General features: G+C 37.7%; 12 protein-coding genes. 2 read left to right on the top strand and 10 right to left on the bottom strand.

Annotated features, from left to right (window positions below):
- Together gatA and gatC are read right to left on the bottom strand one after the other, a co-directional pair.
- Positions 1-1464, bottom strand: a complete 1464-nt coding sequence (gatA, locus tag ACZLO7_RS03410) for an Asp-tRNA(Asn)/Glu-tRNA(Gln) amidotransferase subunit GatA (protein ID WP_464939239.1) — start codon at positions 1462-1464, stop codon at positions 1-3.
- Positions 1465-1486: 22 nt separating this feature from the next.
- Entirely contained in the window at positions 1487-1780 is a 294-nt protein-coding gene (gatC, locus tag ACZLO7_RS03405; protein ID WP_427750029.1) for an Asp-tRNA(Asn)/Glu-tRNA(Gln) amidotransferase subunit GatC, read from the bottom strand.
- Between the two features lie 604 nt (positions 1781-2384).
- Between gatC and ACZLO7_RS03400 the strand changes: the two genes are divergently transcribed.
- Positions 2385-2720: a hypothetical protein gene (locus ACZLO7_RS03400; RefSeq protein WP_464939240.1), complete on the top strand. Its 336-nt coding sequence runs from the start codon at positions 2385-2387 to the stop codon at positions 2718-2720.
- 434 nt (positions 2721-3154) lie between these two features.
- Here ACZLO7_RS03400 and ACZLO7_RS03395 read toward each other — a convergent pair whose 3' ends face one another.
- From ACZLO7_RS03395 to ACZLO7_RS03365, 7 genes are all read right to left on the bottom strand, one after another.
- Entirely contained in the window at positions 3155-4303 is a 1149-nt protein-coding gene (locus tag ACZLO7_RS03395; RefSeq protein ID WP_464939241.1) for a CamS family sex pheromone protein, read from the bottom strand.
- A 14-nt stretch (positions 4304-4317) separates the two neighbouring features.
- Complete coding sequence (ligA, locus tag ACZLO7_RS03390; protein WP_464939242.1) at positions 4318-6324, bottom strand: NAD-dependent DNA ligase LigA; 2007 nt, start codon at positions 6322-6324, stop codon at positions 4318-4320.
- A gap of 22 nt (positions 6325-6346) precedes the next feature.
- Positions 6347-8587: a DNA helicase PcrA gene (gene pcrA / locus ACZLO7_RS03385; protein ID WP_464939243.1), complete on the bottom strand. Its 2241-nt coding sequence runs from the start codon at positions 8585-8587 to the stop codon at positions 6347-6349.
- Positions 8588-8639: 52 nt separating this feature from the next.
- On the bottom strand, positions 8640-9326 hold the full coding sequence (gene pcrB, locus ACZLO7_RS03380; protein ID WP_464939244.1) for a heptaprenylglyceryl phosphate synthase: 687 nt from the start codon (positions 9324-9326) through the stop codon (positions 8640-8642).
- 210 nt (positions 9327-9536) lie between these two features.
- Positions 9537-9857 (bottom strand): YerC/YecD family TrpR-related protein, encoded by a 321-nt coding sequence (locus ACZLO7_RS03375; protein ID WP_427750037.1) that lies wholly within the window; start codon positions 9855-9857, stop codon positions 9537-9539.
- A gap of 22 nt (positions 9858-9879) precedes the next feature.
- Positions 9880-10917: a DUF3048 domain-containing protein gene (locus ACZLO7_RS03370; RefSeq protein ID WP_464939246.1), complete on the bottom strand. Its 1038-nt coding sequence runs from the start codon at positions 10915-10917 to the stop codon at positions 9880-9882.
- 11 nt (positions 10918-10928) lie between these two features.
- The gene (locus ACZLO7_RS03365; RefSeq protein WP_464939247.1) at positions 10929-12659 is read right to left on the bottom strand and encodes an adenine deaminase C-terminal domain-containing protein; all 1731 of its coding nucleotides are present in this window, start codon (positions 12657-12659) and stop codon (positions 10929-10931) included.
- A gap of 184 nt (positions 12660-12843) precedes the next feature.
- Here ACZLO7_RS03365 and ACZLO7_RS03360 point away from each other — a divergent pair, with 184 nt between their 5' ends.
- The gene (locus ACZLO7_RS03360) at positions 12844-13269 is read left to right on the top strand and encodes a hypothetical protein (protein ID WP_464939248.1); all 426 of its coding nucleotides are present in this window, start codon (positions 12844-12846) and stop codon (positions 13267-13269) included.
- Positions 13270-13338: 69 nt separating this feature from the next.
- On the opposite strand, the gene purD is transcribed toward ACZLO7_RS03360, so the two are convergent.
- The gene (gene purD / locus ACZLO7_RS03355; RefSeq protein WP_464939249.1) at positions 13339-14595 is read right to left on the bottom strand and encodes a phosphoribosylamine--glycine ligase; all 1257 of its coding nucleotides are present in this window, start codon (positions 14593-14595) and stop codon (positions 13339-13341) included.
- Between the last annotated feature and the right edge of the window lie 309 nt (positions 14596-14904).

Below are 14904 nucleotides of genomic sequence, written 5' to 3'. Positions count from 1 at the left end.
TTATTTTACCTCCCAAATTTGAGGAGTTTCTTTGTGGAATTCAGTTGCTTTTTCGAAAGCATCTGCCACACGGTAAATTGTAGCTTCATCGAAGTATTTACCGATAATTTGTAAACCTAATGGTAGACCATCTTCGAATCCACATGGAACTGAGATAGCTGGTACACCTGCTAAGTTAATAGGAATTGTTAAAATATCGTTAGCGTACATTGTCATTGGATCTTCAACGTTTTCCCCAATCTTGAATGCTGGTGTTGGCGTTGTAGGTCCAAGAATTACATCAAATTCTTCGAAAACTTTATCGAAATCTTCTTTGATTAATGTACGTGCTTGTTGTGCTTTTTTGTAGTAAGCATCATAAGTACCTGCACTTAGTGAGTAAGTTCCAAGCATAATACGACGTTTTACTTCATCACCGAAGCCTTGAGCACGAGTTTCTTTGTAAAGTTCTTCTAAGTTTGTAACGTTTTCAGCGCGGAAGCCGTAACGGATACCGTCGAAACGAGATAAGTTTGAAGATGCTTCAGAAGAAGAAAGGATGTAATATGCTGCTAAAGCATATTTAGAATGAGGAAGTGAAACTTCTTCCCAAGTTGCGCCTTGAGCTTCTAATACTTTAAGTGCATCTAGAACTGATTGACGTGCAGCTTCTCCAACACCCTCGCCTAAATATTCTTTAGGTACAGCGATACGAAGACCTTTCACATCACCAGTAAGAGCTTCTACAAAGCTTGGTACTTCAACGTTTGCTGAAGTTGAATCGTTAGCATCTACACCTGAGATTGCTTCAAGTAATAATGCATTGTCTCGTACGTTACGAGTAATTGGTCCGATTTGGTCAAGTGAAGAAGCAAATGCTACTAAACCGAAACGAGAAACACGACCATAAGTTGGTTTCATTCCAACAACACCACAGAATGATGCTGGTTGACGAATCGAACCACCTGTATCAGAACCTAATGAGAATGGTACTTCTCCTGCTGCTACAGCCGCTGCTGAACCACCTGAAGATCCACCAGGTACGCGGTCAAGACTCCAAGGATTACGAACTGGTTTGATACCTGAGTTTTCATTTGAAGAACCCATTGCAAATTCATCCATGTTCAATTTACCGATTGTTACCATTCCAGCTTCGCGTAATTTATTGACAACTGTTGCGTCATAAATAGGGTTAAAGCCTTCTAGAATTTTACTTGCACAAGTTGTTTCTAAACCTTCAGTGACGATATTATCTTTAACACCGATAGGTAGACCGAATAATGGTCCTCTTTCTTCAAATGGGACTGCATCCATTTCTTTTGCTTGTGCTGTTGCTTTTTCTTCATCTAATGCTAAAAACGCGCCTACTTCTCCATCAAGTGCACCTACACGTTTGTAAGCTTCTTCTGTTAAGTCAGCGATTGAGATTTCTTTTGTTTTTAAAAGTTCTTGTAACTCTTGCGCTGATTTTGTAAACAATGTCATATGTGGCCCTCCTTACTGACTATTATTCTGTAATGATTGGTGGTACTTTAACTAAGCCGTCTACTTGTTCTTTTACGTTTAACATCATAACTTCACGATCTAAACCTTTCACTGCAACGTCTTCACGTAAAACGTTTACAAGTGGTAAGACATGTGTTGTAGGTTCAACATTAGTAGTATCTAACTCATTAAGTTGCTCTGCAAATTTAGTAATCGCACCTAATTGTTGTGCAAACTTTTCAGCTTCAGCTTCTGTAATAGCTAGACGAGCTAAGTTAGCAACGTGCTTCACTTCTTCTTTTGAAATATTCGCCATTCTTCACACCTCCGAATTCAATAACCATACCGATAATAATATCATTTTTAGTAATATTTATGCAAGGCGATACTTTTCGCTAAAGTATCGCCAAACGCTTGAAAATAAAGGCTTTTCTTTCCTCTATTAACGACCTCAATATAATCCCAATCCATTATAACGGAAATGAATAGAGATAATTGACTACCTTCAGATTATACAATTTATCGACACAAATAAGTATGGTTTTCATATTTTCTACAAAAGTAAAAGAGTGGGACAGATTCGTCGCACTCTCAGTTTTTCGACAAAAGGCATTCGAAATGGTCATATCCTTGGTTACATATGTAGTTGATTGGAGCGGAGGTGGCGACTCCTGCGGGAAAAGCGGGACAGTCCAAGACCCTGCAGCGGCTTGGCGCCCGCCCGCGGAAAGCTTCCACCATAGCGGAAATCAACGGTCTTATCTAGAACGCCATCTTTTGCACCGTAATTAGTGATAGATAGTATTTGTTATTATTGGAATCAGCATTGCAAAAATGACATTTGCAATGCATTTCTTTGTAATTAAGAGAACGGGGATTAATGGTGTGTATTATTATTGTTCTAAAGAGGAGGTTTTTATTTGAAAAGAATATATATAGCTTTTTCACTCTTATTTTTTTTATTTGGTTGTTCAGAAAATCAGGTAGATGGAGGAGTATTAAGCAAGGAGCAAGTCTTAAAGGCTGATAAGAACGCTGACATATTTGAATTTGATGAAGGAGTCTATAAATACGGTATTGATTGGGTTAATAAAGAAAAGCTAACAAAATCAGAGGAATTAGGGAGTATAAAAGAAGGTATGGCAACAAAGCTACCAATAGGTGCTAAAATCTATAGTGTCAAAGAACATAACGTTATTCTTCTTGTTGAATATGATAATACTTCCAAACCGTATCTTTTAATGACTGGTGAATAGTTAGTATTGGAAACGGACTTAATATCGTCTTTTTTAACGTAATTTTGCACAAGGTTGCGTTATAGAAAATCAACAGTAAAGGTAAAAAGAGCCTAAAAAAAGACCATAGATAAACTCAAATTTCTTGGAGTCTATCTTCAGTCAGAAAGGATCTCGTCACTATCTTTCATCGTCTCAAAAGGTCTGTTTTTATTACATGTTTAGTTGATTGGAGCGGAGGTGGCGACTCCTGCGGGAAAAGCGGGGCAGTCCAAGACCCTGCAGGAGCATAGCGACGAAGCGGCTTGGCGACCGCCCGCGGAAAGCGTCCACCGTAGCGGAAATCAACGGTCTTATATATTTTAAAATAAAAAGACCATAGATAAACTCGAATTTCTTCGAGTTTATCTACAGTCTGAGAGTGCGACAGATTCGTCGGACTTTTTCTTTAAAAACTAATCATTATAAATATGAACATCTGGCTCACTTGAATTAGCCTCTTTTACTACTAATGCCTCTGGTCCATTAACTGAAGTAACATTGACCTCAACCTTTAAGCCTTTAGGGAATTGATCAATTACTGCCCCAGCCATGAATTGGGTGAAACCAACAATTTCAGAAGTACTATAAAATTTAATCGGAATATCTATCTTTAACTTTTTAATTTCATTATTTTGATAGAATCCTGTTCCAATAACATTTGTATAGTTAGAAAAGTACTTTTCAATATCTTGTTTAAATTTTTTAAAATACTGATTCATTTCACGATAGTTTTCTTTTTCTTTAGTATCATTTGTTGGGAATAACACGTATTCCTCTTTAAGCGGTTTCCATTCTGACACTTTATTAGATCCCTCATCTACAATTCCGTAAGAGATATATGTGCCTGGAACGATGGCGCTACGACTTTGCTGTTTAAATAGCCCAACAACCATTGGAACGTTTTCTAGTCCCTCTTTTTGACGTAATCGTTGGATGACTTGAGCAGCAATTTTTTTCCCTTGTTCTGTTAAAGCCGGTTCAGGTATTGGTTCTTCATAAGTTGCACCATAATCTTCTTTTTGATAATAGTAAATAGAGTTTAGTGCCAAACCGATTGAAACACCTGCAAGCTTCACTTTATTTTTGCCTGCTTTTTCAAGATAATTTTGTTCTACGATATGTGCCAAATAGATAGGTGCATTTTTAGCACGTTCTGTTGGTGACATTTTGTTGTTAGTAGCAGGATTTAAACCATCATCTTCTTGAGAACTACGCATAAGCCATGAAGTGGCTGTTTTCTTATCTAAATATTGACCCTCTTGGAAAAAGTACTTACTTGGGTCAAATGCATTTTGTGATAAACGTAATAATCCACTTTCTGCTTCTGTTATATCGTATTTAGAATAAATATTTGAAACAATCAAACCTCTACTTGCACTTTCTTTGTAAGGTAAAAGAGTACGGTAGTATTGGTCATCAAGTTGCAAATTAGGAATGATCGTTGCTTCTTCCTTGTCTTTAGCATCGCTTTGTACTACTTCCGTGTCATTCTTTAATGATGGAACGCAACCTGCAAGCATGGTAACAACAATCATCGCCGGTATCCAGCGAAGTCGTTTCATGATCTTGATCTCCTTTACACAGTTAATTCTTGAAGAAGGCGATTTTCATCCCAAACTTCTATGCCAAGTTGTTCAGCTTTAGCTAGTTTTGAGCCTGCTTCTTCTCCAGCAATTACTAGGTCTGTTTTCTTACTAACACTGCCAGTAACTGTACCACCTAACTGTTCTATTTTCTCTTTTGCATCTTGTCGTGTCAATTGTTCTAATTTACCGGTTAAAACAACTGTCTTGCCAGAAAATATACTTTCTATGTCAGCCACATTTACTTTTTTACCTTTAAAGTCCATGTTGACACCTGTATCAGAAAGCCTTTGTATTAATGCTTGAACTTCTTCATTTTCAAAATATGAAAGTAATGATTCAGCCATTTTCTCACCAATATCACTTACATTTACAAGTTCGTTCGTTGTAGCCTTCATTAAGTTTTGAATAGAACCAAATTCTTCAGATAATACGCGTGCTGCTTTTGCTCCAACATGACGAATACCTAAGCCGAATAATAAGCGCTCCATTGAATTTCCTTTCGAATTTTCAATAGCTTGGACTAAATTATTTGCTGATTTTTCGCCCATACGCTCTAACTGGACTAGTTCCTCTACATTTAATTTATATAGGTCTGATACATCTTTGACAAGATCAGATTTTAATAATTGCTCTACAACTTTTTCCCCGCACCCATCAATATTCATCGCATTTCGTGATACAAAATGGGCCATGCCTTCTGAAATTTGTGCGAAGCATTGTGGATTCACGCAACGAAGTGCGACCTCGCCTTCTATACGTATAAGCTCGCTGTCACAAGCAGGACAATGTGTCGGCATTTCATAAGGAACCGAATCTTCACTACGTTGGTCAAACAATACTGAAACAACTTCAGGGATGATGTCTCCTGCTTTACGAATGATAACTTGGTCTCCGATTCGGATATCCTTTTCACGGATAATATCCTCATTGTGCAATGTTGCGCGTCCAACTGTTGTCCCTGCTACAAGAACTGGTTCAAGTATAGCTGTAGGGGTAACAACACCTGTACGACCAACAGTCAGGTCAACATCTAGAACTTTAGTGACTACTTCTTCAGCTGGGAATTTATACGCGATAGACCAACGAGGACTTTTCGCTGTAAAACCTAACTCCTCTTGCTGATCATAACGATTTACTTTAATGACAATACCATCAATTTCATACGGCAATTCTGGACGTTTTTCTGTCCATTCTTCAATATAAGCCATTACTTCTTTAATATCTTTACATGCACGGCGCTCATTATTAGTGTGGAAACCTAACTTATCCATATAATCTAATGCTTCACTATGACTGTCTAAATTATAAGCCTCACCACTACCTCCTATAGCATAAATGAAGGTAGATAAATTACGACTTGCTGCAATTTTAGGGTCTAGTTGACGAAGCGATCCAGCCGCTGCATTACGAGGATTTGCGAATAATTCCTCGCCTTTTTCTGCACGTGCCTGATTTAGATTTGTGAAAGATCGTTTTGGCATATAACATTCTCCACGAGCTTCAATGGAAACCGACTCTTTTAAACGTAGCGGTATAGAACGAACTGTTTTTAAGTTTTCTGTAATATCTTCACCAATTTGACCATCACCGCGTGTTGATCCCACTACAAAAACGCCATTTTCATAGCGCAGTGAAATCGCTAAACCATCAATTTTTAATTCACAAATATAATTAAAATTGTCACCGATAATGGCACGTGCTCTTCTGTCGAAGTCATTCAAATCCGCTTCGTTAAACGCATTAGAAAGACTAAGCATTGGATAGTCATGTGTAACCTTTCGGAATCCTTGTAATATGTCCCCTCCTACGCGTTGTGTAGGAGAATCCGGGTATATTAAATCAGGGTTTTCTTTTTCAATTACGATTAACTCATTTAATAATTGATCGTAAATTGCATCTGAAACAATCGGTTTATCCAGTACATAATAGGCATGTCCATATTCATGAAGAAGCTCATTTAGTTCAGCTACACGCTTTTCCAGTTGAATTTTGTCCATTCATTTTCCTCCGCAACTACGCCTATACTTTATCGATAGGCGCAAATTTTGCTAATAATCGTTTGATACCTGTCGGGCTCGGGAAAGCAATATCTAACTCAACATTATCCCCTTCACCGCGGACGCTAACAACTGTACCGACACCCCATTTTTTATGAGATGCTTTGTCACCAGAAGCCCATCCAAGTTTTTCACCACCAGATTGTGTATAAGCTGGTTTTGTCACTACTGTACGAGTTGTCTGTGCTTTTGATGTAGCAAAACCTGACTGACGCGGTGAACGTCCAACACTAGCACTGTTACTGTTAGCCGAAATATCTTCAATAATCTCATTATCAATTTCCTGTAGGAATCTTGATGGATTATTATAACTACTACGACCAAAAATAGTACGTGTTTGTGCACAAGTTAAGAATAGTTTCTCCTCTGCACGCGTGATACCAACATAGGCTAGACGACGCTCCTCTTCCATTTCATCCTCATCTTGCAATGAACGTGAGTGTGGGAATATATTTTCTTCCATACCAATGACGAAAACGACTGGGAACTCTAATCCTTTTGCAGAGTGCATTGTCATTAAGACAACGCTACCTTTAGACTCATCCTCTTTATCAAGAGAATCAATGTCTGCTATAAGTGCTAAATCTGTTAAGAAGGCAACGAGCGTCTTATCATCACTTTGCGCCTCAAATGCTTTTGTAACTGTCAAAAATTCATCGATATTCTCTAAGCGGCTTTCTGCTTCAATCGTTTTTTCAGTTTTCAACATCTCACGATAGCCTGATTTTTCGAGTACTTGCTCAACTAGTTCTGTTACAGACAAAAATTCCTGCATTCGTGTAAAATCTGAAATCATCGCATGGAATTTTGCTGCTGCATTAGCTGCTCTTGCAGGCAAGCCCATAAAATCAACTTCTCTTAATGCATCAAAAATAGAACGATCTTGTTCGAATGCGAATTGCGCCATACGATCAAAAGAAGTTGCACCAATACTACGTTTTGGTTCGTTAATAATTCGTGCTAAAGATAGATCATCGTCATTATTAGCAATTAAACGTAAGTATGCTAGTAAATCCTTTATCTCTTTACGATCATAGAACTTCGTGCCTCCAACAATTGTATAAGCCATGTTCGACTTTACAAGTACTTCTTCCATTGCACGTGATTGTGCGTTTGTGCGGTAAAGTATGGCGAAATCATCAAGTGAACGATTGTCTTTTAACATTAATTCTTGAATTGTTTGTATGACAAATTGCGCTTCTTGTTTCTCATCATAAGAACGTGAAATAGCAATTTTCTCACCTTCAGCATTTTCCGTACGAAGTTCTTTTGGATAGCGACTAGTGTTATTTTTTATGACGTCATTCGCCGCTTGAAGGATGCGTGCAGATGAGCGGTAATTCTGTTCTAGCATGATCGCTTTTGCCTTAGGATAGTCTTTTTCAAAAGATAAAATATTTTGGATATCTGCTCCGCGCCAACGATATATTGATTGATCAGAGTCACCAACAACACAGATGTTTTGGAATTTCTTCGCAAGCATTTGGACTAATTGATATTGAGAGTGGTTCGTATCTTGATATTCATCCACATGAATGTACTGGAATCTATTTTGATAATATTCAAGTACTTCAGGCACTTGTTGGAATAAACGAATAGTAATCATGATTAAATCATCAAAATCTAGTGATTGGTTTTTTCGCAAACGTCTTTGATAACTTTCATAGACATCTGCAACTGTTTTTTCGTATGGGTTTGTTGCACTCACTTGCGCTTTATATGTTTCAACATCGATACATTCGTTTTTCGCAGAACTAATCGCATTTAACATAGAACGTGGGTCATGACGTTTAGGATCAATATTTAACTCTTTCAAAACGTTTTTAATTACCGTTAATTGATCAGTTGTATCTAGAATGGAAAAGTTTTTGTTGTAGCCAATACGGTCGATATCCCGACGTAAAATTCGTACACACATAGAGTGGAATGTCGATACCCACATTTGTGCACCAGTACCGTTACCTAATAGTCCGTCAATACGATCTCTCATTTCACGTGCTGCTTTATTCGTGAAAGTGATGGCTAATATCTTCGAAGGATAAACCTTTTTTTCAATTACTAAATACGCGATACGATGAGTTAGTACACGCGTTTTTCCTGATCCTGCTCCTGCCATTATTAGCAATGGACCTTCTGTTGTTTTCACGGCTTCTGCCTGTTCAGGGTTCATTCCCTTTAATAAATTATTCGTTAGCTGCTCCATAACGCACCACCTTTTTACAATACAAACATTTGTTCCTGATTATACTATAGTTTTATATTTCTTTCACAGCTTTTACTGTACTAAGCGCTGCTTTTAAATCTTCATAAATAATATTGCCAATTACAACGGTATTTGCTGATTGAGCCATTTCCTTTGCCTGTTCAGCGTTAGAAATGCCTCCACCATAAAATAATCGTGTATTTACTAAAACATCTTGAACATCTTTTACTATATTAGGATCCCCGTAAGTACCACTATATTCTAAATAAAAAATGGGTAAATTAAAAAGATTTTCAGCCATTCTAGCGTAAGCAACTACGTCATCTATATCTAACTCAGTATTTGCTTCCGTCACTTTTGCAGCCTTACAATCAGCATTTAATATGCAATAGCCTTCTGCAAATAGTTCATCCCACACCATAATATCCCCGTATTCTTTAATCGCTTGATGATGCAAATCTTTTACCCAAGTTGTTTCCTTGCTATTTAACACTGTCGGTATAAAGTAATAATCGAAACCTGGTGTAACAGATTCTAAATTAGAAATTTCCAAAACAACGGGTACAGTAAAACGTCGAATCCTTACCAATAAATCCAATACATTATCGATTGTCACATCATCCGTACCACCAACTATTACTGCATCTGTGCCTGATTCACACAATTGTTCTAGTACCTCATCCGTCATTGGTTTTGCTGGATCAACTTTAAATACATGACGCCAATTTTGAAACTCCATTTTAACCCACCTATCTGTAATATTAATATCTATTAGACTTAGCCAAGGAACAACCAAGTTTTTCTCTAATTACCAGTATACATTAGTCAAACATGCCCTCAATTGTAAAATCGGCATAGCTAGAAAGAATTGATCAAAATTTTATTTCACAAGAAAAAAACTGAACAGACATCTGCTCAGTCGGTTTCTTTATATTTGCTATACAGCTTCTCAGTCTTTAGGAGCTAGAAAAGGTTTTTCCTCTGGATAAAGGCGGCCAAGCATTTCATCATACGTATCATTTCCATAATCAAAACAACGACGCACGCGAGAAATAGTTGCTGTAGAAGCACCTGTTTCCTTTTTAATTGTCTCATACGTTTTTTTCAGGCGTAATAAATGTGCTACTTCAAAACGTTGTGCTAAAGATTGGATTTCGCTTATTGTACATAAATCATCAAAGAATTTATAGCATTCTTCTATATCATTTAACTCCAAAACAGCTTTAAAGAGTTGTTCTGTTTGATGACCTCTAATTTTTTCTATTTGCATGCTTCATTCCCCCTTTCCTTCATTAAGGTTCATATGTGACCGCTTTTGCTAATCCAGGATTGGAAGGTACGAGATGAATCCACGACTTACCAGGCACTAGTTTAATAGGTTGATCATCTGCATATGGTGCCAGTACACCATCTACATTTCGCCATTTAACATCTAGCTTTTGCCCAGCTTGAAAGACATAACCACTTCCACCTGAAGTCAAATCAAGCGATTGACGTCCCTTTTGATCAACAGTACTTTGATTCACTTCAAAAAATAACACATTGGCAACTTGTACAGATTTATCATTTAATAAATCCTTTGTGACAATACCGCCAGATTGACGTTCGTATAATTTACTGTCTTCATTATAATTATAAGTGTTATGGAATTGCTCATCAACACCATAACGAATATCTATTTTCGATATAACTTTTTCTATTTTAACATCTTCAGCGGACTCATAAAAAGAGAAAGGTATTTTTTTATTCATTTTTTGTGAGGCTCCCACCTTTTCAAACCCCAACTTTACATTATCTTCCGAGATATAGGAGTTGTGAGGTGCTACACGATCCGTTGAACGTTTAAATAAAGAACCATCATATTGCATACCATTAATATTATCCACTACACCGCTACTCAACATACTTTTTGCCTCTGGACTATAGCCATGTGCGATATAAAATGCGTCTAAACCTTTTGCTAGATCAACAAAATAATCTCTAGCACTTCTAACAGGTCCCATATTCTCTGGTAGCTCACTTTGGAATACTGCTAGTAAACGAGTAATATTGCCTTCTGCTACCATTTCATAAACAAGGTCAGCCGAAGTTAGACCAGATTGAGGACGAGCTTGCGGATGATTATTAATAGTCACCATTACGGGACGCATCTTTGGTTTCTGCTCTACTTCTAATCCAGTAAACGGTGTAATAAAAGTCTTTTTCTCTACTTCTGCTTGCACTGCCGTTTTTTCTGGTTCCTTCTTTTCTTCCTTCACTTCTTTCTCTTTAGAGCATCCGACTATTAAAACCCCAAGTACTAGTAGCCCTACCATCAACTTCTTTTTCAAAAGATTTCCTCCTATCTCATAACGGACGGGAATAGAACGGTTTTCTTCATCACATCGAAAATACCGCGTTGAGTAATCCGAATATAAGGTAAATGTGTAGATTGTAAAAACAGTAAAGTATAAATAGCATCACCAAGATTATAGCCACGCTCACGCAAAGCCTTCTTGAGTGTTAATTCTTGTTCTATTAATAGTTCAACAGGCTCGGCGGATAATCCTCCTCCAATTGAAAGTGGTAAGTTTTCTACAACTCTTCCATCTTCAACGATTACGATACCGCCTTTCATTTTTTTCATTTCGTTGAAAGCTATTAACATATCTTTTGTATTTTTTCCTATTAAAATTATATCTCCTGTACTTGAATACGAGGATGCAAAACCTTGGAGATGTGTCGCGAATCCTTTTATCAAAGTATTCACACGCCATTTTCCATTTTTATCAACTAACATTAAGTAGCATTCATCATGGTCTGTGTGAAGTTTGCCTTCATTCGTATGAACGGATATGCTATATGGTTTTGTTATTACATCATTTACTAATTGAATCCCAAATGGCATCGAAAATTGGAAGTCATCATCTGATAATTCAAATTTCAAATCGAATGTATCCATTGCTGACCAATCGATTGATGGTAGGGTGAATTCCTTTTTATTTTCTCGTTTTAACCAAACACCTTTTGATAATACACTGACAGGCACTGGATTAAATTCATTTTCTAAAAAGTTTAATGTTGCATAACGTCCTGTAGCAATAAGCCCGTGTAAATTACTCATATCATAATAGCGTGCGACATTATAAGACGCCATTTGATAGGCATCAATTGGATCTACACCAGCATCAAGGGCAACTTGAATACATTTGTCCATTACACCATCTCTATGGAATGAAGGTGTAGCACCATCTGTTGTCATCATTAAATGATCGAAAATATTCAACTTTTTCTCAAGGATATCTTTCAAAAGTATAGGTAAATCTGGTCGGATGGATGAATGACGTAATGTCACGGCATATCCATGCAAAATACGATTTTCGACTTCCTCTAAAGTCATGGATTCATGGTCCCCGTCTGCACCAAATAATTTCATACGAGTTAATGTTCTTTCAGATGCCCCCGGTAAATGTGCTTCGACTTTTTTGCCATGGGATTTTGCAAGTTTTAACCAATAAAGCATTTGGTCATCGCCTGCTAATAATCTTGGCCAGCCTGTTAACTCTCCACCTAACATGACATCTGTTCGTTCAAGCCAATCATTAATTGCTTTTGTAGTAAAGAGATCATGCTCATTTTCAAGCTCTGTTTGCGAATCAAATCGCGCCCACCAGTAAAATGAAAAAGGAAGCTTCTTTAATTGGTCTAAAATTGAAAACGCTTTCTTGTTTTTTATTGCTAAAAATAGCATTAAGTTATCGGATAGGAATGTCGTTGTTCCAAGTTGAGCTGCATAATCCGCAAAGGATTGGGGATTATAAAGCTGAAATGGATGAACATGTGGTTCAATGTATCCTGGAACAATTGTCTGTCCCTCAGCATCAACAATCTCAGTTGTCGCTGTATTTGTTGGCATATTAGGCCCTGCGTATATAATACGATCTTTTTCAATCCAAATATTCCCCTGGATCCATTGTTTATATACTCCATGTAAATAACGCGCGTTTTTAATTACAATGTTAGGTGCTTCTTTACCATCAATGATGGCTATTTGTTGACGGATTTGACTGATTTTCCACAAGGGTTCTTGCATTACATCCATCTCCTTTCTCTTTTCTTTATTATTTTTATGCTCGTTAAAGCGATTATTTAATTTATGTCAAAAATAGGATTTAATACTGTTTTGCCATTATTGAATTATCGTATCACAGCAATTTAGGAAAACAAAGTTTTTAGTAACACTTTTGTGGGAAAATTTGTATAGGAGGGTGAATTAATTGACACAATCAGAAAACTTAAGTACGAAAAATGCTTTTATGCGGTTAACTTGTGGTATAACTATGACTGCATTTGGTATTGGTAAAATTTCGCGCGATTCTAATTGTACTGGTGGCCGATTGATGATTATTTTCGGTGCTATGAAAACAGCGGAAGGTATCTTAAAGTATTGTCCAACAAAAGCTATGATGAGCACCACTATGAAATCCGTTGTGGATAGCTCTATGACGAGTGCTTTTGGCGGTCAAGCTGGAAGTATCATTCCGAATATTGATCAATTGATGAAGGATTTTGCTGGTGGAAATTCGAATACTAATACAAATAGTAGTTCCAATAGTAATTCGAATACTAATGGTGAAAAGAATAACGCCCAAAACAGCAATTCTAAAAACCAGTCTAATGATCAAAAAAAGAACAATATCTAACTCAACTACTTCATAACTCCCATACTGTACAAAAAGCTGTCCGACCTTTTAATCGGACAGCTTTTCGTATTACTTCATCGTACGCCAACCAATATCTGAACGGTGGTAAAAGCCTTCCCACGTTTCTTTAGATAAACCTTCATATACTTTTTGTTGTGCTTCTTTCAATGATACAGCCTTTGTAGTAACTAGTAGAACACGACCACCGTTCCCAACAAAGCGCTCTCCTTCTAGCTTAGTACCTGCATGGAATACATCGAAATTGGCTGATAGTTTTTCAAGTGGAGGTAACTTGGCACCTTTTTTTACATCGCCAGGATATCCTTCAGAAGCGATTACTACACCTAGCATTGCATCGTCCGACCATTCCAATGTGTAAGGTTCTTCATTCATTAACGCCATTATAAATTCACCAAAGTCAGAAGCCATACGTGGTAATACAACTTGTGTCTCAGGATCACCGAAACGTGCATTAAATTCAATTACCTTTGGACCTTCAGCAGTTAAAATAAGCCCTGCATATAAAATCCCAGTGAATGTTGCACCCTCAGTTGTCATTGCTTGAACAGTCGGTACCACTACTTCTTCATATGCACGTTTAACAACGGCATCAGAAATTTGAGGTACAGGAGAGTAGGCACCCATTCCACCTGTATTTGGACCTTTATCGCCGTCATAAGCACGTTTATGATCTTGTGCAATAACCATCGGATAAATTTGGCCATTATGTACAAATGACATGTAAGAAAACTCTTCTCCATCAAGGAATTCTTCTATTACAACGCGAGAAGAAGAATCGCCAAAGCGTTGATTACCAATCATGTCTTTGATGCCTTCAATCGCTTCCTCCTCAGTTAAAGCAACGATTACACCTTTTCCAGCAGCTAGACCATCTGCTTTGACAACAATTGGAGCACCCATTTTTTGCACGTGTGCAATTGCAGCTTCTGCTTCAGTAAAAGTTGCGGAAGCGGCTGTTGGGATATTGTATTTTTGCATTAGTTCTTTGGCAAAGGATTTACTTCCTTCGATTTTAGCCGCTGCCTTAGTTGGACCAAAAATGAGTAAACCCTCTTCTTGGAAAGCATCTACGATACCAGCTACTAAAGGTTGTTCTGGTCCAACAAATGTTAAGTCAATTGACTGCTCTTTAGCAAAAGCTATAAGCTCCGCAAAGTTGAAAACGTCGATTGCAACACACTCTGCATCATTTTTCATACCATCATTACCTGGAGCTACAAATACTTTCTCAACAGATGCTGCATTTGCAAATTGTTTGGCAATTGCATGTTCGCGACCGCCACTACCAATGACTAATACTTTCATTAAATTTTCCTCCTATAAATTAATGGAACACGCCGATGGTTAATCGGTGTGTTCCTTAACTATCATATCCAGCTTCAGCGGCCAGACTCTCGAGGTCACTTCCACTTTCTCGGCCGAAAACTGAAAGATGTTTTCGATTCGAAAGTTCCAGTGCTTGTCGAATCTTGACGGGCCGCTTCAGCATTTAAGTGTATCCAGCTTCAGCGGCCAGACTCTCGAGGTCACTTCCACTTTCTCGCTCGAAAACTGAAAGATGTTTTCGATTCGAAAGTTCCAGTGCTTGTCGCCGATGAACGAGCGCCTTGGGCC

The sequence above is a fragment of the Viridibacillus sp. d25.2 genome, assembly GCF_055456015.2.
This window is presented reverse-complemented; position numbering and strand designations above follow the sequence as displayed.

Excerpts from the sequence above, each read along its gene's own strand:
- gatA (WP_464939239.1), bottom strand. The coding sequence starts at position 1,464 with ATGACATTGTTTACAAAATCAGCGCAAGAGTTACAAGAACTTTTAAAA.
- gatC (WP_427750029.1), bottom strand. The coding sequence starts at position 1,780 with ATGGCGAATATTTCAAAAGAAGAAGTGAAGCACGTTGCTAACTTAGCT.
- ACZLO7_RS03395 (WP_464939241.1), bottom strand. The coding sequence starts at position 4,303 with ATGAAACGACTTCGCTGGATACCGGCGATGATTGTTGTTACCATGCTT.
- ligA (WP_464939242.1), bottom strand. The coding sequence starts at position 6,324 with ATGGACAAAATTCAACTGGAAAAGCGTGTAGCTGAACTAAATGAGCTT.
- pcrA (WP_464939243.1), bottom strand. The coding sequence starts at position 8,587 with ATGGAGCAGCTAACGAATAATTTATTAAAGGGAATGAACCCTGAACAG.
- pcrB (WP_464939244.1), bottom strand. The coding sequence starts at position 9,326 with ATGGAGTTTCAAAATTGGCGTCATGTATTTAAAGTTGATCCAGCAAAA.
- ACZLO7_RS03375 (WP_427750037.1), bottom strand. The coding sequence starts at position 9,857 with ATGCAAATAGAAAAAATTAGAGGTCATCAAACAGAACAACTCTTTAAA.
- ACZLO7_RS03365 (WP_464939247.1), bottom strand. The coding sequence starts at position 12,659 with ATGCAAGAACCCTTGTGGAAAATCAGTCAAATCCGTCAACAAATAGCC.
- purD (WP_464939249.1), bottom strand. The coding sequence starts at position 14,595 with ATGAAAGTATTAGTCATTGGTAGTGGCGGTCGCGAACATGCAATTGCC.